24 protein-coding genes are annotated in these 25,858 nt (G+C 64.1%); 16 read left to right on the top strand and 8 right to left on the bottom strand.

The genetic code is table 11. From position 1 onward, the window contains the following. Positions 1-43 precede the first annotated feature (43 nt). Together BLT98_RS01100 and BLT98_RS01095 are read right to left on the bottom strand one after the other, a co-directional pair. The gene (locus BLT98_RS01100; protein WP_092604881.1) at positions 44-994 is read right to left on the bottom strand and encodes a 2-hydroxyacid dehydrogenase; all 951 of its coding nucleotides are present in this window, start codon (positions 992-994) and stop codon (positions 44-46) included. Between the two features lie 112 nt (positions 995-1,106). Next, complete coding sequence (locus tag BLT98_RS01095; protein WP_139178944.1) at positions 1,107-1,784, bottom strand: hypothetical protein; 678 nt, start codon at positions 1,782-1,784, stop codon at positions 1,107-1,109. Between the two features lie 233 nt (positions 1,785-2,017). Between BLT98_RS01095 and BLT98_RS01090 the strand changes: the two genes are divergently transcribed. The 9 genes from BLT98_RS01090 to BLT98_RS01050 all read left to right on the top strand — a co-directional run bounded on the left by BLT98_RS01090 (position 2,018) and on the right by BLT98_RS01050 (position 12,691). After that, positions 2,018-4,225 carry a TonB-dependent receptor gene (locus BLT98_RS01090; protein ID WP_092604879.1) on the top strand — a complete coding sequence of 736 codons (2,208 nt, stop codon included), beginning with the start codon at positions 2,018-2,020 and terminating at the stop codon, positions 4,223-4,225. A gap of 99 nt (positions 4,226-4,324) precedes the next feature. Next, positions 4,325-5,200 (top strand): hypothetical protein, encoded by an 876-nt coding sequence (locus tag BLT98_RS01085; RefSeq protein ID WP_139178941.1) that lies wholly within the window; start codon positions 4,325-4,327, stop codon positions 5,198-5,200. A gap of 67 nt (positions 5,201-5,267) precedes the next feature. Beyond that, the gene (locus tag BLT98_RS01080) at positions 5,268-6,425 is read left to right on the top strand and encodes a sensor histidine kinase (RefSeq protein ID WP_139178938.1); all 1,158 of its coding nucleotides are present in this window, start codon (positions 5,268-5,270) and stop codon (positions 6,423-6,425) included. A gap of 128 nt (positions 6,426-6,553) precedes the next feature. Beyond that, the gene (locus BLT98_RS01075) at positions 6,554-8,008 is read left to right on the top strand and encodes a circularly permuted type 2 ATP-grasp protein (RefSeq protein ID WP_052140579.1); all 1,455 of its coding nucleotides are present in this window, start codon (positions 6,554-6,556) and stop codon (positions 8,006-8,008) included. Further along, on the top strand, positions 8,002-8,946 hold the full coding sequence (locus BLT98_RS01070) for an alpha-E domain-containing protein (RefSeq protein ID WP_034787425.1): 945 nt from the start codon (positions 8,002-8,004) through the stop codon (positions 8,944-8,946). Before BLT98_RS01075 ends, BLT98_RS01070 begins: the two co-directional genes overlap by 7 nt. Beyond that, positions 8,946-9,755 carry a transglutaminase family protein gene (locus tag BLT98_RS01065; protein ID WP_070279556.1) on the top strand — a complete coding sequence of 270 codons (810 nt, stop codon included), beginning with the start codon at positions 8,946-8,948 and terminating at the stop codon, positions 9,753-9,755. Before BLT98_RS01070 ends, BLT98_RS01065 begins: the two co-directional genes overlap by 1 nt. A gap of 89 nt (positions 9,756-9,844) precedes the next feature. Continuing rightward, positions 9,845-10,723, top strand: a complete 879-nt coding sequence (locus BLT98_RS01060) for a proteasome-type protease (RefSeq protein ID WP_092604876.1) — start codon at positions 9,845-9,847, stop codon at positions 10,721-10,723. Positions 10,724-10,831: 108 nt separating this feature from the next. Then, positions 10,832-12,163, top strand: coding sequence for an alpha/beta hydrolase (locus BLT98_RS01055; protein WP_092604875.1), 1,332 nt, complete (start codon positions 10,832-10,834; stop codon positions 12,161-12,163). Between the two features lie 102 nt (positions 12,164-12,265). After that, positions 12,266-12,691 (top strand): Fur family transcriptional regulator, encoded by a 426-nt coding sequence (locus BLT98_RS01050; protein WP_034787417.1) that lies wholly within the window; start codon positions 12,266-12,268, stop codon positions 12,689-12,691. Between the two features lie 12 nt (positions 12,692-12,703). On the opposite strand, the gene BLT98_RS01045 is transcribed toward BLT98_RS01050, so the two are convergent. Genes BLT98_RS01045 through zigA form a run of 4 tightly spaced genes read right to left on the bottom strand, consistent with a single transcriptional unit; the run spans position 12,704 to position 16,326 of the window. Further along, on the bottom strand, positions 12,704-13,222 hold the full coding sequence (locus BLT98_RS01045) for a GNAT family N-acetyltransferase (protein WP_092604874.1): 519 nt from the start codon (positions 13,220-13,222) through the stop codon (positions 12,704-12,706). A 44-nt stretch (positions 13,223-13,266) separates the two neighbouring features. Next, positions 13,267-14,055: a HoxN/HupN/NixA family nickel/cobalt transporter gene (locus BLT98_RS01040; protein WP_092604873.1), complete on the bottom strand. Its 789-nt coding sequence runs from the start codon at positions 14,053-14,055 to the stop codon at positions 13,267-13,269. After that, entirely contained in the window at positions 14,052-15,080 is a 1,029-nt protein-coding gene (locus BLT98_RS01035) for a CobW family GTP-binding protein (RefSeq protein ID WP_092604872.1), read from the bottom strand. Before BLT98_RS01035 ends, BLT98_RS01040 begins: the two co-directional genes overlap by 4 nt. A gap of 19 nt (positions 15,081-15,099) precedes the next feature. Beyond that, entirely contained in the window at positions 15,100-16,326 is a 1,227-nt protein-coding gene (zigA, locus tag BLT98_RS01030; protein ID WP_034787407.1) for a zinc metallochaperone GTPase ZigA, read from the bottom strand. Between the two features lie 140 nt (positions 16,327-16,466). Here zigA and BLT98_RS01025 point away from each other — a divergent pair, with 140 nt between their 5' ends. The 7 genes from BLT98_RS01025 to BLT98_RS00995 all read left to right on the top strand — a co-directional run bounded on the left by BLT98_RS01025 (position 16,467) and on the right by BLT98_RS00995 (position 23,917). Next, positions 16,467-17,123, top strand: a complete 657-nt coding sequence (locus BLT98_RS01025) for an ABC transporter ATP-binding protein (RefSeq protein WP_092604871.1) — start codon at positions 16,467-16,469, stop codon at positions 17,121-17,123. Further along, positions 17,120-18,316, top strand: a complete 1,197-nt coding sequence (locus BLT98_RS01020; protein WP_092604870.1) for an FtsX-like permease family protein — start codon at positions 17,120-17,122, stop codon at positions 18,314-18,316. The genes BLT98_RS01025 and BLT98_RS01020 overlap by 4 nt, the downstream gene beginning before the upstream one ends. Before the next feature lie 11 nt (positions 18,317-18,327). Then, positions 18,328-18,795, top strand: a complete 468-nt coding sequence (locus tag BLT98_RS01015; protein WP_092604869.1) for a DUF3299 domain-containing protein — start codon at positions 18,328-18,330, stop codon at positions 18,793-18,795. Then, positions 18,792-19,247, top strand: coding sequence for a TlpA family protein disulfide reductase (locus BLT98_RS01010; RefSeq protein WP_092604868.1), 456 nt, complete (start codon positions 18,792-18,794; stop codon positions 19,245-19,247). The genes BLT98_RS01015 and BLT98_RS01010 overlap by 4 nt, the downstream gene beginning before the upstream one ends. Positions 19,248-19,330: 83 nt before the next feature. Continuing rightward, entirely contained in the window at positions 19,331-21,433 is a 2,103-nt protein-coding gene (locus BLT98_RS01005) for a bifunctional 2',3'-cyclic-nucleotide 2'-phosphodiesterase/3'-nucleotidase (RefSeq protein ID WP_092604867.1), read from the top strand. A gap of 56 nt (positions 21,434-21,489) precedes the next feature. Continuing rightward, entirely contained in the window at positions 21,490-22,182 is a 693-nt protein-coding gene (locus tag BLT98_RS01000) for a tetratricopeptide repeat protein (RefSeq protein ID WP_092604866.1), read from the top strand. A gap of 298 nt (positions 22,183-22,480) precedes the next feature. Then, on the top strand, positions 22,481-23,917 hold the full coding sequence (locus tag BLT98_RS00995) for a catalase (RefSeq protein ID WP_092604865.1): 1,437 nt from the start codon (positions 22,481-22,483) through the stop codon (positions 23,915-23,917). Positions 23,918-24,006: 89 nt separating this feature from the next. Here the strand turns inward: BLT98_RS00995 and BLT98_RS00990 are convergent, their stop codons facing one another. Together BLT98_RS00990 and BLT98_RS00985 are read right to left on the bottom strand one after the other, a co-directional pair. Beyond that, on the bottom strand, positions 24,007-24,354 hold the full coding sequence (locus BLT98_RS00990) for a hypothetical protein (RefSeq protein WP_034787390.1): 348 nt from the start codon (positions 24,352-24,354) through the stop codon (positions 24,007-24,009). Positions 24,355-24,524: 170 nt separating this feature from the next. Beyond that, positions 24,525-25,706 (bottom strand): chymotrypsin family serine protease, encoded by a 1,182-nt coding sequence (locus BLT98_RS00985; protein ID WP_244517339.1) that lies wholly within the window; start codon positions 25,704-25,706, stop codon positions 24,525-24,527. Positions 25,707-25,858: the final 152 nt, after the last annotated feature.

Here is a 25,858-nt window from a genome sequence, read left to right as displayed (position 1 = left end):
TCTTTCATTCATGCTTGATTAAAACGGTTCATCCCGGGCGTTATCATTTTACTGGCGTCAATAGCGGCAAACCGGCAAAGTGCGCGGCCAGGTTATCGACCACCAGTTGCCCCATCGCATGGCGCGTTTCCACGGTCAAGCTGCCCACGTGCGGCGTCAGCACCACGTTCGGCAAGGCGCGCAAGGCGCTTGGTACGCGCGGTTCGTCGGCAAATACGTCGAGGCCGGCCGCGCCCAAGTGGCCATCCTGCAAGGCGGCGATCAGGGCTTCTTCATCGATGAGGGCGCCACGGGCGATATTGATCAGGGTGCCTTGCGGTCCCAGCGCGTCGAGCACGGTGCGGTCGATGATCTTGCGCGTGGCCGGGGTGCCCGGCGCGCAGACGATCAGGTAATCGCTTTCCTGCGCCAGGGCCAGCAGGGATTCGGCGCGCGGCACGCTGGTGCCGGCAATGGCGCGCGGCTGGAAGTAGCGCACGTGGATACCGAAGGCGGCCAGGCGCAGCGCGATGGCCTGGCCGATCTGGCCGAAACCGAAGATGCCGGCCGTCTTGCCGCGCAGGCTGGACGCGGGGGCGATGGCTTCGCGGCGTTCCCAGCCGCCATCGCGCACGAATCGGTCGAGCGCCACGATATGCCGCGCGCTGGCCAGCAGCAAGGCCAGCGCCACGTCGGCCACGTCATCGGTCAGCACGTTCGGCGTGGTGGTGACGGCGATGCCGCGCTCGCGCGCCAGGTCCAGCGCCACGCCATCGAGTCCGACGCCATTGACGGCGACGATTTCCAGCGTTGGTAACAGGGCCATGTCGGTGGCGTTCAAGCCCAGCGCGCCCGTCGTGACAACGGCGCGGATGGACGGCGCCCGTTCGGCCAGCCAGGCGTGGCGTTCCTGCGCCGGCACTTGCCAGGCGTGATGGCAGGTATATTGCTGTTCCAGCTGCGCGTTGACGGCAGCCGACGGGCTGGGAGCGAGGATGAGGAGTTCGGGGAGCATGGGCGTCCTGGGTCGTGTCACATGAATTGCAGACGCAACTTAGCATATTTGACGCCCTACCGGGGATGACTGCCCCGCAATCGCCGTGATAACCCTGTGCCGAATGCGGTCTTTAGCCCGGGCAAGGCACGCGTTTCACCTTGCCGCCCGTCCTGGCCGGGTCGGCGCCAGAGCCGGGATTCTCGGCCATGCCAAAGCACGTGGCACCGCCGGCACTGACGACGCGCGTGGCGGGCCGGCCATCGGCCGTGAGGAATTCCTCCACGCGGATGACAGGGCCGCCGCGCCAGGCGGAGGCAACCAGCTTCTGGAAAGTGCTTTCGCTCTTCAGGCCGGCAGAGGCCAACCATGGCTGGTCTTGCTTGAGCTCGCTACGCAGAGCCTTGTCGGCGGCGCCCGCGGCCAGCCGCGCGCGCGTGCGCAAGTCTGCCGTCGAGGGGGCCGTAGCCGGCACGGCGGGAAGCTCTTCGGCCGGTACGGTGATGGCTTCCACTATTACGGGAGATGGTTCGAGGATGGCGGACGGCGCGGCGGGCGGCGCCGTTGCCCGCGCGCGCGGTACAGGCATCGGCAAAGGCAAGGCCATCGGTGGCGCCTGCGGCGTGGGCCGGGGCGGCAGCAAGGTCATGAAAGCCACTTCCGTGTATTGCTTGAGTTGCCGCGGCGGCAGGAGCAGAAAATACAGGCCCAGCACGTGCATGGCCAGGATCAGCGCGACGGCAGCGCCTTTCAGGCTCAAGCCCTCCCGCATGCGCATGGAAGCGGACTGTAGATGGCGTTGCAATGGCATGCGGTTTCCTGTGGGCGCCGGGCGCGATGCCCCATTCTAGCGAAACTTGATCATGGGCATTAATAAATCCACAAGGTATCGCCTGGCGCGCCTTTTTCCGCCAGATTCCAGTGCCTTCGCATACCGGCTGTTGTACAAATGGCGACTTTTTCATCACTTTCTCACACTTTTCCACGCAGCGCGCCACGCTGGAATATAATGATAATCATTCTCATTAATATCCAAACAACACCATGCGCACCTTCCACCTCGTCCCTACCCCGTTCGCCCTGGCCGCTTTCCTGCTGGCCAGCGCCGCCGCCCAAGCCCAAACCACTCCCGCCATGACGGCCGGCGACGCGCAAAGTATGCCGACGGTGGTGGTCAATGCGTCCGCCGATGCGTCGGCGGAAGGCTTGTCGAAGGCGTATGCGGGCGGCCAGGTGGCGCGCGGCGGGCGCATGGGCATTCTTGGTGCCGTGGACATGATGGACTCGCCATTCGGCGGCACCAGTTACACGCAGCAATTCATTGCCGACCAACAAGCGCGCAGCGTGGGCGATCTGCTGCAGAGCGATCCGGCCGTGCGCATGTCGCGCGGCTATGGCAATTTCCAGGAAGTGTATGTGATCCGCGGCTTCGCCCTCGATTCGGACGACGTGGCGTATAACGGCCTGTACGGCGTGCTGCCCCGTCAATATGTGTCGCCGGAACTGCTCGAGCGCGTGGAAGTATTCCGGGGCGCCAGCGCCTTCCTGAACGGCGCGGCGCCTGGCGGCAGCGGCATCGGCGGCGCCATCAACCTGATGCCCAAGCGCGCCGGCAACACGCCGCTGACGGAATTGACGGTGGGCGTGGAATCGGGCGGCCACGCCTATGCGGCCATCGACGTGGCGCGCCGCTTTGGCGCGAACCAGGAATTCGGCGTGCGCGTCAACGCCGCCAAGCGCCAGGGCGAGACCGGCATCAAGCGCGAAGACCACGACGTGGGCATGTTCTCGCTGGGCCTCGACTACCGCGGCCGCGGCTATCGCCTGTCGGCCGATGCCGGCTACCAGAATTTCAACCTGACATCGCCGCGCCCGTCCGTCGCCATTGGCAGCGTGGCCGTGCTGCCATCCGCGCCCGATGCCTCGAAGAACTTTGCCCAGCCATGGAGCTATTCGAAGGAACACGATGTGTTCGGTACGGCGCGCGCCGAAGTGGACCTGGCCAAGGATGTCGTGGCCTGGGCCGCGTTTGGCTCCCGTTCGACCAGGGAAGCCAACAGCCTGGCCGAGCCTTCGTTGACCTCGATCAATGGCGACGCCACGGTGTCGCGCTTCGACAATGCCCGCAAGCAGGAAATCCGCACGGGCGAACTGGGCATTCGCGGCAAGCTCGTTACGGGCGCCGTCAAGCACACCCTGGTGGCAAGCTGGTCCGGGCACTGGAATGAAGCGAAGAACGCCTATGCGATCGGCGACAAGTTTGCCACCAACATTTACGCGCCAATCAGCGTGACCCCGCCGCCAACGCCCTACACGGGCGGCATCATGAGCGACCCGCGCATCACCCAGAAAACCATCCTCAACAGCTATGCTCTGGCCGACACCATGGCCTTCCTGGACGACAAGCTGCTGCTGACCGTGGGCTTGCGCCGCCAGCAGATCAAGGATGCCGGCTACGACTACAACACCTCGGCGCTGCAAGGCAAGGCCTATGACGAGAGCGCCACGACGCCCGTGGCTGGCATCGTCTTCAAGGCGAACCAGAACGTGTCGCTGTACGCCAACTACATCGAAGCACTGGTCAAGGGCCCAGCGGCCACGGGAACGTACATGGAAAACGGCCAGCAGCTCAACGTCGACAACATGGGCGACGTGTTCGCGCCGTACAAATCGAAGCAAAAGGAAATCGGCGTCAAGTATGACGGAGGCAAGCTGGGCATGAGCGCCGCCCTGTTCAGCACGGCCAAACCGTTGCTGGCCGTGGTCGGCAAGCGGGCCGAACTCGATGGCGAACAGCGCAACCGTGGCCTGGAACTGTCGATTTTCGGCACGCCGATGCAGGGCGTGCGCCTGCTGGGCGGCTTGACCTGGCTCGATGCAAAGCTCAGCAATACCGACGTGGCCACGAATAATGGCAAGAAACCCATCGGTGCACCGGAAACGCAGATGAGCGTGGGCGGCGAATGGGACGTGCCGGGCGCGCCAGGCCTGACCCTGAACGCCCGCACCATCTACACCTCGACGCAATATGCGGACCAGGCCAACACCAAGCAACTGCCATCGTGGACCCGTCTCGACATCGGCGCGCGCTACCTGACGCAAGTGGCGGGCCGTGACGTGACCTTGCGCGCCCGCGTGGACAACGTGACGGACCGCAATTACTGGTCCTCGGCCGTGTCGTCCTTCAACATCGGCTCGCTGGTGCTGGCCGCGCCGCGCACCGTAGTCGTATCGGCCAGCGTGGCATTTTAAAGGCAGCGCCCCTGTCGTACTTCGAAAAGCTGCCCTCGGGCAGCTTTTTTTCCGCGTGCGCACCTGTGCCGCAAGCCGTGCTTCGGCGACAATGCCGACATGAAACGATTCCCTGCCCTGCTGCTTTTGCTTTGCCTGTCCCTGCCTGCCGCGGCCCAAAAGCAAGCCGCCTGCCCGTATGCTGCCTGGAAAAGCGGCTTCAAGGGCGATGCGCTGGCGCAAGCCACGTGTTTGCTGCGCCCCGTCAAACTGTATGCGCGCCTGGGCGAGAGTGTGCCGCTGCCGGACTTCCTTGCCGCCCGCATCGGCCAGCGCACGGGCATCGCTCCGGCCAGGTTGCGCGCCTGGCTGGCGGAACAAGGCATCGCCGAGGCAGATGTGGGCGGCGCCGTCGACGCGCCCCTGTCGCGCGCCGTGGGCCGGCTGGCCGCGCCCATGGCCCGCTATTTCGTCATCCACGACACCAGCTACCCGAATTTCCTGCTTGACGCCATTCCCGGCCACATCAACGATGCCAGCTGGGATTTCAACGACTTCAGCTTGCGCAATCCGGCGCTGGGCGGCGGTCCGAAAGGCCATGTCTACGTGAACCGCCTGGGCGGCTCCTTGCAGGTGCGCGACTTTGGCACGGCCAGCTACGCCAGCAAGCTGGAAAAGGACAAGCCGTCGCTGACGGGCCTGTTCCTGCACGTGGAGCTGGTGCAGCCGCGCAACTCGGTGCCCGGCGGCGGCAAGGGCAACGATGGCCTGGCGCCCGATCCCGGCTTTACGCCTGCGCAATACGAGCGGCTTGCCCTGCTGTATATCGCCGCCAGCGTGCGCAGGGGCACGTGGCTGATCCCCGCCTTCCATGCCGTCATCGATACAGGGTTTGCGAATGGTCATGATGATCCACAGAACTTTTCGCTGGCCGAATGGTCTGCCTCACTTTCCCGCCTCGATGCGGCCCTGCGGCAGGCCGATACTGGACAATAAGGCGTTTCCCCGGCGGCTGAATTGGCGCATACTATCGCAAGCATAGTCATTGCAGTCAGGAGTCCAGGTGAGTATTGCCACGGATCATCACGCGGGTCGCCAGGCCAGCGCACGCCAGCCATTGCAGCGCGCGCAGCGCATCTTTGCCATGCGCGACGCCGTCCTCAGCGCCTGGGAACAGCGCGTGCGCGCCAAGGTGCGCGGCGCCGACCAGTTGCTCACGCCCATACTCATCAATACCTTGCCCGCCTTTTTCGACAACCTGGCCGAAGCCCTCACCCCGGGCCACCCGCGCGAAAACGCCGCCAGCAACAGCAACGTGCCCGCCGTGCATGGCAATGAACGGGCGCGCATGACCAATTACGGCCCGGAACAGGTGATCCAGGAATACCAGATCTTCCGCGACTGCTTCGCCGCCACCGCGCATGAGTCCGGCATCACCCTGCGCAGCAAGGATTGGCAGGTGATCAATGTGTCGATCGACTCGGGCATCCGCGAATCGATACGCGAATTTACCAGCATGCACGAAGGCTTCCGGCGCCGTATCGCGGCCGGCCTGTCGCACGACATGCGCAATCCCCTGGCCGTGATCAGCACCAGCGCCCAGCTGCTGCTCAGGCCAGCCGACCCGGAACGGGTGACATTGCTGGCGCACAAGATTGTCGAGCACAGCAAGCGGCTCGACAGCATGATCGAGGAATTGCTCGATGGCCTCAGCTACCACCAGGGCCAGCAGTTGCCGCTGGTGCTGAGCCAGTTCGACGTGCTGCCGCTGGTGCACGCCGTGGCCAGCCAGGTCAACCTGCAGCGGCCGGGCAAATGCCAGGTCAGCGGGCAATCCGTCATCGGCTGGTGGTGCGAGAACTCGCTGCGGCGCGCGCTGGAAAACCTGCTCGGCAATGCCCTCAAGTATGGCGACGACGCGCCCATCAGCGTGCACGTGGAAGCGACCCACGAACGCCTGATCGTCACCGTCCACAATAGCGGGCGGCCCATCGCGCCGGAACAGGCCGAACGCATCTTTGACTACCTGCGCCGCGAGAACGACAGCCCCGCGCCAGGCTGGGGTATCGGCCTGCCCTTCGTGCAGAGCGTGGCGGAAAGCCACGGCGGCAGCATCGCCGTCGACAGCGCGGCCGAGACAGGCACCAGCTTCATCTTTGACGTGCCCGTCGATTGCCGCCCCTTCGTCCAGCCCGCCGACGTCCCCAAGAGTGACGCCTAGCGCACCGAATTGGTGCAAGCAATGGCGCGACGCCACAAAAGTGGTCATATTTACACCTGTTCACGCCTGCCTTGTTGGCACGCTTCCTGCTGAGCTATGCATAGACACGGCTCAAGGGAAATCACAACATGGCAAATTTTTTCAATGAAATGACTGCAAATGAAGTGGGGACGGACAGCAAGGTACGTGAACACTATCGTGAATTCAGCAACTGGCTGGAGCAGCAATCCCCCGAGACCATCGCCCGCAAGCGGGCCGAAGCCGACCTGACGTTCCGCCGGGTCGGCATCACGTTCGCCGTGTATGGCGACGATGCCGGCACGGAACGCCTGATTCCGTTTGACACCATCCCGCGCATCATCCCCGCCACGGAATGGGCGCAGATGCAGACGGGCCTGGTACAGCGCGTGCAAGCCTTGAACATGTTCATCCATGATATTTATCATGAGCAAAACATCATCAAGGCGGGCATCATCCCCGCCGAGCAAATCTACAAGAATGCCCAGTACCGCCCGGAAATGCAGGGTATTTCCGTCGCCTCCGACATTTACGCCCACATCGCCGGCGTCGACATCGTGCGCGCCGGCCAGGGCGAATTCTATGTACTGGAAGACAATCTGCGGGTGCCGTCCGGCGTGTCCTACATGCTGGAAGACCGCAAGATGATGATGCGCTTGTTCCCGGAACTGTTCGCCCGCAACCGCATCGCCCCCGTCGACCATTACCCGGACATGCTGCTCGACAACCTGCGCTCCGTCGCGCCGATGGGCGTGGATGACCCGACCGTCGTCGTCATGACGCCCGGCATGTACAACTCCGCCTACTTCGAGCACGCGTTTTTGGCCCAGCAAATGGGCGTGGAGCTGGTCGAAGGCAAGGATCTGTTTGTCAACGACAACTCGGTGTACATGCGCACCACGCGCGGGCCCAAGCGCGTCGACGTCATCTACCGCCGGGTCGACGACGATTTCCTCGATCCGCTGGCCTTCCGCTCGGACTCGTCGCTGGGCGTGCCGGGCCTGCTGTCCGTGTATCGCGCCGGAAGAGTCACGCTGGCGAACGCCATCGGCACGGGCGTGGCCGACGACAAGTCGATCTATCCTTTTGTTCCCGACATGATCAAGTTTTATCTGTCACAGGAGCCGATACTCAACAACGTGCCGACGTATCAGTGCCGCAAGAGCGCCGACCTGTCGTACGTGCTGGCCAACCTGGCGAAACTCGTCGTCAAGGAAGTGCATGGCGCGGGCGGCTACGGCATGCTGGTGGGGCCGGCGTCCAGCCTGGCGCAGATCGAGGATTTCCGCCAGCGCCTGCTGGCCAATCCGGGCGGCTACATCGCCCAGCCCACGCTCGCCCTGTCCGCCTGCCCCACGTATGTCGAGGCCGGCATTGCGCCGCGCCACATCGATTTGCGCCCCTTCGTACTGTCCGGCAAGACGATTTCCATGGTGCCCGGCGGCCTGACCCGCGTGGCGCTGGGCGAAGGCTCGCTGGTGGTCAACTCCTCGCAAGGGGGCGGCACCAAGGATACCTGGGTACTGGAACCAACATCTGTGTTTGCAGGAGAAAAAGCATGCTGAGCCGCACCGCCGATCATTTGTTCTGGATGGCCCGCTACACGGAGCGGGCGGAAAACACGGCGCGCATGCTCGACGTCAACATGCAAACCTCGATGCTGCCCCAGTCCGAGCAGGATGCGGAACAGGGCTGGCGCGCCACCCTGGGTATTTCCGAGCTGCAAAGCGCGTATGACCACAAATATGGCCGTTTCCACACGCGCGACGTGCTCGACTTCATGGTGCGCGATCCGAACAACCCCTCGTCCATCCTCGCCTGCCTGACGGGCGCGCGCGAAAACGCCCGCGCCGTGCGCGGCACCTTGACGACGGAAGTGTGGGAAATCCAGAACGCCACCTGGCTCGACATGCAGAAGCGCCTGAAAAGCAATCTGCTGGAAACGGACCCCAGCCAGTTCTTCGAATGGGTCAAATACCGCTCGCACCTGTCGCGCGGCGTGACCCTGGGCACCATGCTCAAGGACGAAGCGATCCATTTCATCCGCCTGGGCACCTTCCTCGAGCGGGCCGACAACACGGCGCGCATCCTCGACGTGAAGTTCCACGGCGCGCGCGATACGTCGAAAGACATCACCCAGCGCGATTTCTACTACTGGGCGGCCCTGCTGCGCTCCGTGTCCGGCTTTGAAATCTACCGCAAGGTGTACCGCGACGTCATCACCCCGGCGCGGGTGGCGGAATTGCTGATGCTGCGCGGCGACATGCCCAGGTCGCTTTTGGCCTGCATGGATGACGTGGTGGAAAACCTCAAGCATATCCGCAACGATGTGTCCGCCGATACGGAGCGTTTCGCTGGCAAACTGCACGCGGAGCTGAAATTCGGCCATATCGACGACATCATGAAGGCGGGCTTGCACCATACATTGACGGAATTTCTGGAAAACATCTATGACCTGGGCAACCGGGTCAGCCGCGATTTCCTCGTTCCCTTGGCGGCCTGATGCAGCTCACCATCCGCCACGAAACCCATTACGCCTACAGTGCGCCGCTGGCCTACACCATCCAGCAGCTGCACCTGACGCCGCGTATCGAGCCGCAGCAGCGGGCCCTGTCCTGGCAAATCACCACGCCGGGCCAGTGCCACGCCTACACGGATGCCTACGGCAATCTGTCGCACATGCTGACGATCAACGGCAGCCATCACTCCCTGAGCCTGGTGGCGCATGGCGTGGTGGAAACCATCTATCCGCACAAGGGACGGCTGAACCTGGTCGATACCTTGTCGCCGCTGCTGTTTACCATGCCGACACCGCTGACGCAGGCCAATCCCGCCATCCTCGAGCTGAGCGCCGCCAGCCTGCCGGACCGGCGCGTGACGGCGGGCACTGGCCACTTGCTGCGCCTGGCCGAGCACATCGTCGGCAAGGTGGCCTATGAAAGCGGCGCCACCATGGTCACCACCACGGCCGGCGACGCGCTGGCGCTGGGGCGCGGCGTGTGCCAGGACCACGCCCATCTGTTCCTCGCCTGCTGCCACGCCTGGGGCATCCCGGCCCGCTACGTCTCCGGCTATATCGATCCGGGCACGACGGGCCACGCGGCCAGCCATGCCTGGGTCGACGCCTGGACGGAAGACACGGATTTCGCGGGCTGGGTCAGCATCGATGTCACGCATGCGCGCCTGATGACGGATGCGTATTGCCGCCTGGCCATCGGACGCGACTACGATTCGGCGGCCCCCGTGCGCGGCGTGCGCCAGGGTGGCGGCACGGAAACATTACGGGTCGATGTGCAGATCGTGCCCGTGTAAACGGCAGGAATGAGGCTGGCCGGGCCTTGCAAGCTGGTTGCCAGGCCCGGCTGGTGTAAAATGCTACCCCTTTTACTTGATTTACGACGATGACTTATTGCATAGGCATGCGCCTGAACGAAGGCCTGGTCTTCCTGTCCGACTCCCGCACGAATGCCGGCGTGGACCAGGTGGGCACCTTCCGCAAGATGAGCGTGTTCGAGAACCCGGGCGACCGCATGCTGGTCCTGATGACGGCCGGCAACCTGTCGATCTCGCAGGCGATCCGCCAGATCGTTTCCGAACACGTGGATGCGGACGGACGCAGCATCTGGAACGTGGCCAGCATGTACGATGCGGCGCGCATCGTGGGCGAAGCCGTGCGCACCGTGCACCTGCGCGAAGCGAAGGCCCTGGCCGACTGCGGCATCGATTTCAATGTCAGCATCATTTTAGGCGGCCAGATCGGCGCCGAGCGCTGCCGGCTGTTCCAGGTGTATTCGGCCGGCAATTTCATCGAATCGCACGATGAAAACACGTATTTCCAGATCGGCGAAGCGAAATACGGCAAGCCCATCATCGATCGGGTCATCAACCCGTTCACGCGCCTGGACGAGGCGGCCAAGTGCGCCCTCATTTCCATGGATTCGACCTTGCGCTCGAACATTTCCGTCGGCTTGCCGCTTGATCTGCTCGTCTACGAGACGGGCAGCCTGGCCGTCACGCGCTTTGTCACCATCGATGAAAAGAACCAGTATTTCCGCATGATCCGCGACACCTGGGGCGAGCAATTGAAACATGTGTTCGAAGGCATCGTCGACCCCGTGTGGAATGCGGCGCCGGAGACCACCACGAATGTGCTGTCGTCCGCCAACATGCACAGCAAGCCAGTGCGCGTGGCCATCCCCGAGCACGTGAGCCGCGGCGGTCTGACGGTAGCACCCCTGCAGTCGCTGGCGCAGCAGTTCAGCGACGACAAGCAGCATTGACCGTAGCCGCGCCCGCTGCATGGGACGCTGGACAAGTCGCTTTTCGCGTGCTTTTATGGCAATATGGATTGACATTCGATCCAGATTGACCTGAAAGGCAGGTGGCGCATGGACTTGATCACTTCCGCTGTCGTGGCAGGCATCGGGCATGGCGCGCCCGGCCGCGCTCCCGAAGCCGTCGCCAGCCACTATGCGCGGCTCAAGCAGGCCATCGCCAAGTTCGACAGCGCCGCCGCCATCCTCGCCGCCATCGCCGCGCTGGAAGCCGACCCTGCCGATACCCGGCTGCAACTGGCACTGTCGGCCGCCCTGTCCAGCGCGAAAGTGCCCGATGACATGGAAACCCTGTTTGCCGCGCAAGGCTTGCTCGATGCAGTGCAGCCCCCGCTGCGTCCATTTCCCCCGTCGCCCGCCACTGCCGACCAGGGCGCCGTCGTGTCGAACTATGCGGTGGTGAAAGTGTATTTCGCCACGGACCGCCAGCGCGATGTGGGCAAGCCGCCGGCCCAGCGCTTCAGCGGCGAACGCAACATCATGGGCGGCAATGGCCCGCTCAGCTATGGCAGCTGCGACATCAGCATCCCCCGCGACCATCGCATGGGCCAGCTGGAATCGCCGTCGCTGTGGCGCCAGGAGTTTCGCGACGACCCGGCCAAGCACGTGGTGCTGCTGTCGGCCGAGGTGCAAGACCGCGACAACTTCTTTGCCGCCTTGAAGACCCAGATCCGCGCCTCGGCCGGCAAGAGCGCCTTTATCTTCGTGCATGGCTATAACGTGAGTTTCGAGGATGCGGCGCGGCGCACGGGACAGATGGCCTACGACCTGGGCTTTGACGGCGCGCCCGTGTTCTACAGCTGGCCGTCGCGCGGCGAGGTGGCCGGCTACACCATCGATGAAAACAATATCGAGTGGAGCACGCCTCACCTCACCAGCTTCCTGGCCGACTTTCTCGCCAGCACGGAGGCGGCGCAAGTGTATCTGGTCGGACACAGCATGGGCAGCCGCGGCCTGGCGCGCGCCGTGGCCGACTTGCTGGCCGCGCAGCCGCAGCTGGCGCAAAAGATTACGGAAATCATCCTGTCCGCGCCCGATATCGACGCCGCCATCTTCAAGCACGATATCGCGCCGAAACTGGCTGCCGCGCGCAACCCCGTCACCTTGTATGCCTCGTCGCAAGACCTGGCCCTGGCCGCTTCGAAAGCCGTGCACGGCTACCGGCGGGCGGGCGACAGCGGCGCCGGCATGCTGATCGTGGCGGGCGTGGAAACCATCGATGCCAGCGGGGTCGACACGAGCTTCATGAAACACGCGTATTTCGCGGAAAAGCGCTCCGCCCTGTCCGATATGTTCTATCTGATACGCAACCATGCGCGCGCCGACCAGCGCTTTCTCGACCCCGTCGATACGGTGGCCGGCCGCTATTGGACGTTCAAACCATGACGCCGTTCCATCCGGTGCGGCACGCATGCTAAGATACGGCCCAGAGGGTGGCAAAGGCACGGCGATGACGCCGCCAGCCGATCCCCCGCAAGCAGGCCTATCATGTTGACATCATCTTCTACACCGCAAGCCGAATCGCTGATCCGCAACACCAACGCCCGCGTCACCAAGACGCGCGTGAAGGTGCTCGACTTTTTAATGGCGCAAAGCCGTTCGCTGACCCACCATGAAATCCAGCAGGCGCTGTCCCAGGACAGCGATATCGATTCCGTCACCCTGTACCGGGTACTGGAATGGCTGACGGAAAATGAACTGGTGCACCGCATCGCCGGTGCCGACCAGGTGTGGCGCTTCAGCGCGGGCGCAGGCCACCAGGCGCATGAGCACGCGCACTTCCAGTGCACCAAATGCGCCAACGTCACCTGCTTCAATGAAGTCAAGCTGCCCCCGCCCGTGCTGTTGCCGGAAGGTTTCAGCGGCGGCGAAGTCGATTACCTGATCAAGGGGCTGTGCCCGCGCTGCAAGTAATCGGCAGCAGCATTACCTGATCAATAAAGCCAGGTGATGCTCGTCGTAAAACAAGTCGCCGACGCGCATCGAGCGCGGTTCCGTGCCATACGCGATAAATCCCAGCGATTCATACAGGCGCAAGGCGGCATTGTTTTCCGCATTCACGCTCAAATGCACTTGCATGACGGCAGGATCCGTCTCGGCCTGCTCGATGCAGGCGTTCACGAGACGCCGCGCCACGCCCTTGCCCCGCTGCGCCACATCGACGAACACGCCCCATAGCAAGGCCTTGTGCGACAGTTGCCGCATGGATTCGCGCCGCAAGCCGGCAAAGCCGACCAGGCGTTCGCCATCGAAGGCGCCGAACGCCCGGTGCAACGGGCCGCCGGCGATGCGCTGCACATGTTCTTCCGGCGTGCGCGCCAGCTCATCCTCGCGCGACGAGGAAAACGAGCTGGGCGAATCGAGGATGGCGCGCAGGCGCAGCGCGCAAAAGGCGGCGGTGTCGGCCGGCGTCAGCAGGCGAATGACGATTTCAGGTGCGGGCATGGTGGAATCCGGCAGTTTTTTTCCATTATACCCACGCCCCCGCCTCAGGCACGCACGCGGCGCAAACCCAGCAAGGTCCAGCCGTACAGGGCCGCCATCAGCAGCACCATGGCCGCGCCCAGGGCCGCCGTCCAGCTTTCCGGCAGCGACCAGGCGGAATCGAGCTTGCCGGCAACCATGTAGGCGGCCATGGCCACGCAGATGGCGACGATGGGCCAGCCCAGGCGGCGCCGGAAGGCGCGCACGAGGTCAATCTGGCCGGTGCGCATGACTTTTGCCGTGACCCAGCCATCGAAGGTATCCGTCACGCCCATGCCCACAGCAAACACCAGGCCGGTCAGCAAGGCTGGCTGCATGCCGCCCAGCGCGACGGCCGCATAGCCCCAGGCGGCGGCCTGCAGGGCCGTGTCGAAGACCAGCGCGAACAGCATGCCGACGAGGATGGCGGCGAGCGGCCCGGATGCGCCCCGCAGCCAGCGTGGCAGCAGCCGCCCGCGCACCTCGGCCAGTTGCGCGCCGGCCAGCAAGCTGCGCGCATTCATGCCGGCGATGAGCAGCAGCAAAACGATGGGCAGCCATTCCAGCCAGCCGAACACGGTTTCTGACGGCGTGAATTGCGCCGACGCCGCGGCGGCCACGGCCACGATGGCCAGCACGGTAAGGCCATGCCCCAGCGCAAACAGCGCGCCCATCCACGGCGCCCAGCGCGGCGATGCGGCCTGGCTGCGCAGAGTCAGGCCATCGACGGCGGCCAGGTGATCCGGTTCCAGCCCATGCCGCATGCCGAGCAGAAAGATCAGCGCCAGGGCGGGCAAGCCCGCTTCCACGCTCATGCCGCCTCCCCGGCCATCACCTCGGCCATCATGCTCGCTGGGCTGGCGGCGCCGGACACGCAACGGTCCAGGCCCCGCGTCAGCATATCCCGCGGCAAGTCGCGCCCGATAAAGATCATCTTGCTGGCGCGCGTCTCGCCGTCGCGCCACGGCGCGCCCAGTTCCGAGCCCATCAGCATGTGCACGCCCTGGAATACGGCCCGGCATGGCAGATCGGCAACATACAAAATGCCCTTGTAGCGCATCAGCTGGGTGCCGAACAGCTGCACCACGGCATCGAGAAAATTTTCCACCTGCAGCAGATCCAGGGACTGGGACTGATGGTAGACGAACGATTGCACGCCGTCCCCATGGCGGTGCCCCAATTCTCCCAGGAAATCCGGCTCCAGCTCGACGATGGCGTTCAAGTTGAAACCACGGATGTTCAGGATATCGCGCAGGGGCACATTGCCAAAACGCACTTTCTGTATGCTGGCGCGGCCATTGATGGCGATCAGCCGTTGCCGCAGCGCGGCCAGCTCATCCTTGCTGACCAGGTCCGTCTTCGACAGCAGGATGCGGTCGGCAAAGCCCACCTGCTCCTGCGCTTCCTTGTGCGCCGTCAATTGCTGCTGCGCGTGGCGCGCGTCGACCACCGTCAAAATGGCGTCGAGCATGTAGAATTCGCTGACGGACGGCTCCGCAAAGAAGGTTTGCGCCACGGGACCGGGCGCGGCCAGGCCCGTCGTTTCGATGATCACGTGGTCGAAGGCGATGGTGCCCGATGCGCGCCTGGCGTGCAGCTCGCCCAGGATGCGGATCAGGTCGCCGCGCACGCTGCAGCAGATGCAGCCATTGTTCATTTCCACGATCTGCTCGTCGCTGTCCTGCACCAGCAAGCCATGGTCGATGCTTTCGGCGGCGAATTCATTTTCAATCACGGCGATGCGCACGCCGTGATCACCCTGCAATATGCGTTTGAGCAAGGTGGTTTTCCCGCTGCCGAGAAAACCCGTGATGATGGTAACGGGGATCAGTTCTGTCATATTGCTTTCCTATCGATGGTTAATCTTCAAGTTCTTCCATGCGTTGCCATTGGGGAAACGGGTCGGGCAGCTTGCGCCAGGCGGCCATGCCCTGGCGCGTTTCCGTATAGTTGAGTTGACATTTCTTCAAGTCCGCCTCGATGGCGGCCTGGTCCATGTCCTGGCCGATGAAGACGAGCTCTTGGTAGCGGTCGCCATACGTTTCGCTCCAGCCCGCTTTGACTTCCGCCAGGGAGGCCGCATCCGTCGGCCAGCGCTCCTTCGGCACGGAGGCCCACCACAGGCCCACGGGTTCGATATTCATCAGCTTGCCCGCGCCGGACAGGCTGGCCACCCATTCGGGACGGCTGGCCAGCCAGAAATAACCCTTGCTGCGCACCACGCCCTTGATCGGCTGGGCGATGTAATCGTGCAGGCGCTGCGCGTGGAACGGCTCCTTCGCCCGGTAGACGAAGCTGCTGATGCCATACGTTTCCGTCTCCGGCGTGTGGCTGCCGGCCAGTTCCTGGGCCCAGCCCGGCATGCTGGCCGCCTGCTCCAGGTCGAACAAGTTCGTGCCCAGGATGGCGTCCAGCGGCACGATGGACTGGTTGGTTTCGATGATGCGCGCGCCGGGATTCAGGGCTTTTAAGATGGCCAGCACGCGCAGGCGTTCGGCCGCATCGACCATGTCGACCTTGTTGAGGACGATGACATTGGCAAATTCGATCTGTTCCGTGAGTAAATTGGCCAGCTGGCGGTCGTCGCCCTCGCCCGCGATCTCGCCGCGCTGCTCCAGGCTGTCTTCGCTATGAAAATCCGCCAGCAGGTTGGCACAGTCGACGACGGTGACCATGCAGTCGATGCGCGCCACGTCGTTCAGGCTGTCGCCGTGCTCATCCTCGAAGTCGAAGGTGGCGGCCACGGGCATCGGTTCGCCCACGCCCGTCGATTCGATCAACAGATAGTCGAAGCGGTCTTCCGCGGCCAGGCGCCGCACTTCCAGCAACAGATCGTCGCGCAGGGTGCAGCAGATGCAGCCGTTGGACATTTCCACGAGTTTTTCTTCCGTGCGCGACAGGGCTGCGCCAGCCGCTGCGGCACTGTCTTTTACCAGCGAGGCGTCGATATTGACTTCGCTCATGTCGTTGACGATGACGGCCACGCGCTTGCCTTCGCGGTTGCGCAGTATGTGGTTAAGCAAGGTGGTCTTGCCGGCGCCGAGAAAGCCGGACAGGACGGTGACGGGGAGTTTGCGTTGGGTCATGGGTATCTTTCGGATGGGGCGATCAGGTTGGCAATCAAGGAGGTTGCATTTCAAATGCAAGTCTATTGCGTTTGAATTATAATGCAGCTCAGTTGCATTTGTGCAGCAATCTTTGCCAGCTAGCCACCCGAAAGAATTCCATGCTCCACCTCGCCTCCCTGACCTATGGCTATGATCCAGCCTGCCCCGTGCTGGACATCGCCGCCTTTCACTTGCCCGCCGGGCGCCATGCGTTGCTGCTGGGGCCGTCCGGCTCCGGCAAATCCACCTTGCTGCATTTGCTGGCCGGCATCCTGGCGCCGCAGGCGGGTCGCCTCGACGTGGCGGGAACGTCCCTGCCCGGCCTGACGCCACGCCAGCGCGACAGCTGGCGCGGCCGCGCCATCGGCTTGCTACCCCAGCAACTGGCGCTGGTGCCCAGTTTGAACGTGCTCGATAATGTCTTGCTGCCTGCCTACGCCAGCGGCCAGCGGCCCGATCCGGCCCGCGCGGCCAGCTTGCTGGGCCAGCTGGGCCTGGCCAACAAGCTCGATGCCTACCCGCATGCCCTGAGCGGCGGCGAACGGCAACGGGCCGCCATCGCGCGCGCCGTCGTCATGCGCCCGCAACTGATCCTGGCCGACGAGCCGACGGACAACCTCGACGACGACGCCTGCGCCGCCGTCGTCACCTTGATGGCCAGCCAGGCCGCGCAAGTTGGCGCCTCGCTGGTGATTGCCAGCCACGACGCCAGGGTGCTGGCCGCCCTGCCCGATGCTCTCGTGCTGCGCTTGCCCCGCGCCAGGGGTGCGGCATGAACGCGGCCACCCTGGCCTGGCGCGCCCTGCGCCACAAGCCGCTGGCGTCCAGCCTGAACCTGCTGCTGGTCGCCATCGGCATCGCCATGATGACGTTCATACTCGGCGTATCGAGCCAGCTGGAAGAGCACGCGGAGCGCGATGCGCAAGGCATCGACCTGGTGGTGGGCGCGAAAGGCTCGCCCTTGCAGCTGATCCTGTCGTCCGTGTATCACGCCGATATTCCGACCGGTAACATTCCCGACAGCGCGCTGGCGGCGCTGGCCGCGCAGCCGCTGGTGAAATCGGCGATTCCGCTCGCGCTGGGAGACAACTTCCACGGTTTCCGCATCGTCGGCAGCACGACGGCGCTGCTGGACCACTATGGCGCGCACCTGGCGCAAGGAAAACTGTTTACGCAAGCCATGCAAGCCGTGTTCGGCGCCAGGGCGGCCCGCGAAACGGGCGCCACCCTCGGCGCCAGCTTTGCCGGCTCGCACGGACTGGCGGCGGGCGGCGAAGTGCACGAACACGCGCCCTACACGGTGACGGGCATCCTGGCGCCCACGGGCACGGTGCTGGACCGGCTGATCCTCACGCCCGTCGCTTCCGTATGGCAAGTGCATGAAACGGATCCCGATGAGCAGCCAGCCGTGCCAGCCGCCGCGCCCGAGCGCGAACTGACGGCCGTGCTGGTGCAATACGCGTCGCCCCTGGCCGCGATCAGCCTGCCCCGCTGGGTGAACAGTCAGGCCCGCCTGCAGGCGGCGCAGCCCGCTTTCGAGGCGGCACGGCTGTTCAACCTGCTGGGCGTGGGCATCGATGTGCTACGGGCGATTGCCGCCGGCGTACTGCTGGTGGCGGCCCTGTCGCTGTTCGTGGCGCTGTACGGCGCGCTGGAAGAGCGCAAGACCGACCTGGCCATCCTGCGCACCCTGGGCGCCTCGCCCGCCAAACTGCTGCGCTTGCTGCTGGCGCAGGGCTTGCTGCTGTCATTGACGGGCGCGGCGCTGGGCTGGCTGCTGGGCCATGCGGCCGTCGGCTTGCTGGGCTGGCTGGCATCGATGCAGGAGCTGAACCTGCAAGCCTGGCGCATTGTCCCCGGAGAAGCGTGGCTGCCCGTCATCGCCGTGGCCGTGGGTTTGCTGGCCGCCGCCATTCCCGCCGCGCGCGCCTACCGCACCGATATCGCCTCCACCCTGGCGCGTCCCTGAAAGGAAAGAACATGCTGAAAATCATGCTATTGGGCGCTGGACTGCTGCTGGCCGGCAGCGCCGCAGCGGCCCCCGCCGACGAACCGCCGTCGTTCTTCGCCCCCTTGACGGACTTGCCCGGCGTCGTCTCGTGGAAACTGCTGGGCCAGGCCACCACGGTGAAGGCGAAAAAAGGCCGCATGGTGCCGAAATACACGCCGGAAATCAGCGCGCTCGACAATACTGACGTGAAAGTGCAAGGTTTCATGATGCCTTTGGAACCAGGACAAAAGCAGAAACACTTCCTGCTGACCATCACTTCGGCCAGCTGTCCCTTTTGCCTGCCTGCCGGCCCGGAAGGCGTGGTGGAAATCAGGAGCCGGACGCCCGTGAAATTCAGCTATGCGCCCTTCATCGTGCAAGGCAAGCTGAAGGTATTGGCCAGCGACCCCATGGGCCTGTATTACCGCATGACGGACGCGGCCGTGGTGCCGCAATGATGCGCTGGCCCGCGCTGCTGCTGGCGTTCGCCTGCCAGACGCACGCCGCGCCGCTATCCTTCGACCTGCCCCGCCTGGATGTCGGCGGCAAGCTGCGCCTTGATCAATTCCACGGCCGGGCTGTGGTGCTGAATTTCTGGGCCAGCAACTGCCTGCCTTGCATCCAGGAGTTGCCGATATTCAATGCCCACGCCGCCAGCCAGCCGACACTCCCCATCATCGGCATCGCCATCGATACGCGGGCGGCCGCGCAAGCGTTCCTGCGGCGCCACCCGTCCAGCTATCCGCAGGCCCTGGCTGCGCCCGGCTTGCTGCCCACCTTTGGCAATCAAATCAAGGGCTTGCCGTACACAGTGATTGTGAATTCTCAACATCAGATATGTACACGGCGCCTGGGCGCCGTCGATGCGGCCTGGCTGGCCAAGGCCGCGGCCGCCTGCGCGCACCCCTGAATCCATGCGCCTTGCACGGCTGTCATCGCCGCGTCATATGGCGGCGTTACAGTCGCGTCCTTTGAATCTCTCCGAGGGCGGTAATGAAAACAAATTGGGTCATGCTGGCGGCGCTGGCAAGTGTGGGTCTCGTTGCTTGCAACGGCAGTTCAAATACGCCGGCCGCGCCGGCCATTCCCGAAGGCACGACGGTCACCGTGGCATTGCTGGAAACCACGGATATCCACTCGAATGTCCTCAGCTATAACTACTACGCGCTGGCCGAAGACACGAGCCTGGGCCTGGAGCGCACGTCGACCCTGATCCAGGCGGCGCGCGCGGAAAATCCGAACAACGTCTTGCTCGACGATGGCGACGTCATCCAGGGCACCTTGCTGGCCGACCTGCAGGCCGTGGCGGCGCCCGTGCCCTGCTCCGGCACGCTGGCCGTGCACAAGGCCATGAACGCGCTGAAATACGATGCGGGCGGCATGGGCAACCATGAATTCAACTATGGCTTGCCCTACCTGAGCCAGATCACCAACACGGATTTCGGCATTCCCGGCGTAGCCAAGCCGACGGGTACGTGCGGCGCGCCAGCCTTCCCTTCCGTGCTGAGCAATGTCGTCGGCGTGTCCAGCGGCAAACCCATCTTCCAGCCCTACACCCTGCTGCCCCGCGATTTCGCCGCCACGGCGCCCGATGGCAGCAAGCTGACCGTGAAAATCAATGTGGGCGTGCTGAGCTTTGTGCCGCCGCAAATCCTCGAATGGGATCAAAAAGTGCTCGCTGGCAAAGTCAGCGTGACGGGCGTGCAGGAAGCGGCGAAACAATACGTGCCGGAATTGCGCAACAAGGGCGCCGACCTCGTCGTGGCCCTGTCGCATGGCGGCCTGGACACGAGCGCCTACAGTCCGAAGATGGAAAACGGCAGCTATCACCTGACCAGCACGGGCATCGATGCGCTGATGATCGGCCACTCGCACTTGATCTTCCCGAAAGGCAAGGAGGAAGGCGCGGCCGCGCTGGACGCCTCGTTTGCCGCCTTCCCCGCCAGCGCGAAGATCGACGCCGTCAACGGCTTTGTGAACGGCGTGCCCACCGTCATGGCACAGAGCTGGGGCCGCCGCTTGGGCATCATCAAGCTGACGATGGCCTATCAGGGCGGTAAATGGGTCGTGCAGCCGGCCAAGACGACGGTGGAATCGCGCGGCTTCAAGTATACGGATGGCAAGACCCTCGTGAAAGCCGACCCGGCCATCGCTCCTCTCGTGGCCACCGAGCACGCAGCCACCATCGCTTACGCCAAGCAGCCGCTGGGCATCAGCACGGATTTCGAGATGTCCGCCTATTTTGCGCTGGTGGGCGACGTGAGCGCCATCCAGCTGGTGAACCAGGCGCAGCTCGACTACGTGAAGAATTTCATCGCCACCAGCACGGATGCGACCTTGTCCAGCTACAAGAACATCCCCGTCATTTCCTGCAGCGCGCCATTCAAGGCGGGCCGCAACGGGCCGTCGGACTTCACGGACGTGGCCGCGGGCGCTTCCCCTGCCGCGCCGGTCGGCTTGCAAGTGCGCAATCCGGGCGACCTGTATTTATATAGCAATAACAACCTGCAAGCCGTGAAGATCAAGGGCGCGGACTTGAAGGCGTGGCTGGAAACGTCGGCCAAACAATTCAACCAGATCGATCCGGCCAGCAGCGCCGAGCAAGATCTGGTGCCGTCGTATGGGACGATCTATAACTATGACGTGTTCTACGCGGAAAACAATGCGCTGACGTACCAGATCGACGTGACGAAAAAGCCGGGCAGCCGCATCGTCAACCTCACGTACAAGGGTGCGGCGGTGGCCGATGGCGATGACTTCATCGTCGCCACCAACGACTACCGCGCCGGTGGCGGCGGCGCCGTGCCTGGCATCGATGGCAGCAAGACCATCATCAAGTCGCCCGATGCAAACCAGGCCGTGGTCAGCAACTACCTGGCGTCGCTCAGCACCAAAGGCGGCAAGGTCACGCTGGCGGCCAATGGCAGCGCGCGCAGCTGGAGCTTCGTCAAGACGGCCACGGCCGGTCCCGTGATCCTGCGCTCGGCGCCCGGCCATCTGGCGCTGGCGCAAGGCAGCGGCATCAGCAACGTGGCGGCCGAAGGCGGCCTCGACGCCAGCGGCTTTGCCAAGTACCGCATCGACCTGAGCAAATAAGGTCCGAGGGCCGGAGCAAGCGCAGTTCCGGCCCGTTTCGATGAAAGGTAATCCAGATGAAACACGCACTCCCCCTCCCCGCCGTCGTGCTGGCTGCCGCCCTGGCCGCCTGCCAGGCGTCGCCACCGCCCACGGCGGCGGAAATTGAAGCCGTCGCCATGCATGCGCGCCAGGCGGGCGACCACCAGGCCGAGCGCAAGGTCCGCAGCTGGGCCGGCAAGGATATGCCCGTCGCCGAGCGCGAACTGGCGCTGATTTACCAGCCCCGTGCCGAACGCCGCGCCGAGGCCCTGGCCTTGTTCGAACAGGCGGCCCGCGCCGGCGACACGGAAGCGGCCTTCGAACTGGGCCAGATGCTGCGCGCGGCCACGCCGGCCCAAGCCTGGCTGTGGTACCGGCAAGCGGCGCAGCAAGGCCATGCGAAGGCGGCATTGATGCTGGGCTTGCTGGCGGCGAATGGCGAAGGCGTGCCGAAAGATCAAGGTGAAGCGGCGCGCTGGCTGGACAAGTCGAGCGAGCTGGGCAATCCACATGCCATGTTCCTGCTGTACAACGCCTACCGCGAAGGCCGCGGCGTGCCGCGCGACCTGGCCAAGGGCCGCGAATTGCTGGAGGAAGCGGCCCACCATGAATACCCGCCCGCCATCCAGGAACTGGCCATGACGGTGCAGGCGGACGACGCCCTGCGCGCCGGCCACCTGATGAAGGAAGCGACGGAGCACCGGCATAACAATTGGAACCGTTTTTAAAAAACCGGGTTTTAAAATCTGGACAAAAGGCCAGTGGCGTGAGCTAGGCCTGTCTTTATATACTTGTAACTTGCAAGCGTGCGGGAGCGGCAGCCATTCAGCGCTTATGATACAAGGATGCCGCCTGTGCTTGCATGGGCGGCGTGGCAAGCCGTCTCGCACAAAAAGGTTTACACTGAAATTGCATTTTAGAAATTTTACTCTGGACCAGCCCCGGTGAGTGTTCATTCAACCCAGCCAGTGTTTGAGTAGCGCCGGTGCGTCCATTGCTCTGCCTAGCCATGAAAGAAAGAGTCCAATGAAAAAGCTGACCACCGCCTTTGGCGCGCCTGTAGTCGACAACCAGAACATCCAGACGGCCGGCCCACGCGGCCCCGCCCTGCTGCAAGATGTGTGGTTCCTGGAAAAGCTGGCCCACTTCGACCGCGAAGTCATTCCCGAGCGCCGCATGCATGCCAAGGGTTCCGGCGCGCACGGTACATTTACCGTCACGCACGATATCACGCGCTACACGCGGGCGAAAATCTTTGGCGAAGTGGGCAAGAAAACGCCGATGTTCGCGCGCTTTTCCACGGTAGCCGGCGAACGGGGCGCGGCGGACGCGGAACGCGATATCCGCGGCTTCGCCCTGAAGTTCTACACGGAAGAAGGCAACTGGGACCTGGTCGGCAACAATACGCCCGTCTTCTTCATGCGCGACCCATTGAAATTTCCCGATTTGAATCACGCCATCAAGCGCGACCCGCGCACGGGCTTGCGCAGCGCCAACAGCAACTGGGACTTCTGGACCTCGCTGCCCGAAGCCCTGCACCAGGTCACGGTGGTGATGAGCGACCGTGGCTTGCCGCGCAGCTTCCGCCACATGCATGGCTTCGGCAGCCATACCTTCAGCTTCCTGAATGCGCAAAACGAGCGTTTCTGGGTCAAGTTCACGTTCAAGACCCAGCAAGGGATTCAAAATCTGACGGATGCCGAAGCCGAAGAACTGGTGGGCAAGGACCGCGAAAGCTCGCACCGCGACTTGTACGAGAGCATCGAAAACAAGGATTTCCCCCGCTGGACCCTGTACGTGCAGATCATGCCGGAAAAAGAGGCAGGCACGTATCACCTCAACCCGTTTGACCTGTCGAAAGTATGGCCGCACGGCGACTATCCGCTGATTGAAGTGGGCGTGCTGGAACTAAACCGCAATGCGGACAATCACTTTGCCGAAGTGGAACAAGCCGCCTTCAACCCGGCCAACGTAGTGCCAGGCATCAGCTTTTCGCCGGACAAGATGCTGCAAGGCCGGCTGTTTTCGTATGGCGACGCGCAGCGCTACCGCCTCGGCGTCAACCACAGCCATATCCCTGTCAACGCGCCGAAATGCCCGTTCCACAGCTATCACCGCGACGGCCAGATGCGGGTCGACGGCAACCAGGGCGGAACCTTGGGCTATGAACCGAACAGCGAGCAGGAATGGGCCGAGCAGCCCGATTTCCGCGAACCGCCGCTGAGCATCGAAGGCGCGGCCGACCACTGGAACCACCGTGTCGACGAGGATTACTATTCGCAGCCGCGCGCCCTGTTCCGCCTGATGACGCCGGCACAGCAGCAAGCCTTGTTCGACAACACGGCGCGCGCCATCTCGGGCGCTTCGGAACAAGTCAAGCAACGCCACATCGGCAACTGCACCCTGTGCGACCCTGCCTATGGCGCGGGCGTGGCTGAAGCGATCGGCCGCCTGAGCAAATAAGGCGGGCGGATAAGCGAAGCCGAAGGCCTGGCAACAGGTCTTCCTGCGGCTATGCGCAGCCCGGCGGCCTGGCCGTCGGGCTCGCCTACCTACCAGCGTTGGATATCGATCTGGCCCGTGATGCTCGTCTCCACCGGATAGCCCTCGACCTGCAACGGTACGCGCCGCTTGACGGACGAGTCGCGCAAATACACGACGAGCGCTTCCTTGCCCACGGCCGTCTGCCCCAGGCTGACGCCTTCCACGCCATCGATGGCCATCAGCGCCCGCTCGTTGCGCCGCTTTGCCGCTTCCAGGCGGCCCGGGGGCGCGGCAGGGGCGTAGTATCCCTGGCCCGCGCCGCCCGTTCCCTGTCCAGTGGCATCATCCGGCAAATACGGCATGGCGGCGTCCTCGAAGACGGCATGGGGCGATTGTGCGAATTTACTGTTTGACATGACACACCCTCCTGATGCATTCCATGATACACCCGGCCATCCGGCATTGCAGTACGCTTGGCCGGCCAGTACCATGCGTGGCTGCTGCCCTTGACTCATATCATCATCGTGCAAAAGACAGCGTGATGCAAGGCGGCGCAAGGCCGCCGCGCCATGCCCTTGCAGCGTGCTCAGGTGTACAAATTGATGTCGAGCGCCACCACCACCCGCCGCATCTGGTTGGCAAACGTGATATTGCCGCCGCCGGCAAACAGCAGGCCGACGGGATTGCGCTGCTGGTTCCACGTCCAGATGGACGAGCCGGAATCGCCGCCCGCGCTGAATGCGCCGCTGACGCCCGTGATGGCGATCTGGTCCTGGAACAGCGCGATCCTGCCGCCGCCGTAATTGACGTTGATGGTGGCCCCCAGGCCCGTGATACGGCCCTGCGTCAGCTGCGTCGTGCGACCGGACTTGCCAACCATCATGCCCAGCGCGGGCGCCACCAGCGCATTGCTGATGCGGAAGTACGCCGGCACGCCGCCGCTCAGGTAGACCAGTTCGGGTCGCACGCGGTCTGGCCAGGCCCAGCCGGTGGCGCAATCGACGAAGTTGACGCCGCCGCTGAAGTTGATGGGCACGAAGCGCTCGAGCACGGCCACCTGGTCTTGCGGGCAGCGGCCACCATCGATGGGGCCCGGCTGCACGATGCAGTCGTTGAACACGCCGCCATTGGAATTGGCCAGCACGTGATTATTGCTAAGAATCATCAAACGGCTGTTGCGCGGCGCGCTGCGCCCCACGGCCAGGCAGCCGATGGTGCCGGCCGTGATGCGGAAATGCCCGACCGACACACCGCCCGGCGCCGGGCGCAAACGGAAGCGGTGCGGTTGCGCATCGATCACGCCCGTGACGACGATGTTGACGGGCACCCTGTCGCTGGACACGGCGCGCACGCCCATGGCTCCCACGATGGCGGCCTTGGCGCGGTCGACGGAAGTGGGCTCGGCCACGTACAGGGTCAGGGCCGGCAAGCCCGGTTCGCCGGACGAACTGTCGCTGGCGCCCTCGCCCAGGCCGATGGACACGCCCTGGATATTGCCGCCGTCGCTGAAGGCGTCGGCCGCGCGCACGCCGCCCGCCTGGGAAATGCTTTGGCGCATGCCGTCTTCGATGCTGCGCTTGATTTCCAGCAATTCCATGCTGACGCCGCTCAAGGCGTCGGGCACGTCCGAGACGGACGCGCTCTCGATCGTATTATCGTCTTCGCCAGGGACGGAAAATTGGCCGACGGCCTCTTCATCGTCCGCGCTTTGTCCCCTGCCGCTGCCGCCAGGCGGGGCGCTGAAACCATTCTCGTTGCCTATCATCATGTTCTCCTCGTGGGTCGCCGCAAACCACCAGTCTGGACGGACCGCGCGGGCCGGTATTGATCTGGATTGAACTGCGCTGGCGCATGGCGGCCCTGCCCCAACGGGGGCAGCGAGGATAAAAATAGTTCCCTCGTCAAGGTTGAGCGAGATCA

The organism is Janthinobacterium sp. YR213, from assembly GCF_900099875.1.
GTDB classification, from domain to species: domain Bacteria; phylum Pseudomonadota; class Gammaproteobacteria; order Burkholderiales; family Burkholderiaceae_D; genus Janthinobacterium; species Janthinobacterium lividum.
The sequence above is the reverse complement of the archived record's forward strand: the minus strand, read 5'-3'. Positions and strand labels throughout refer to the sequence as shown.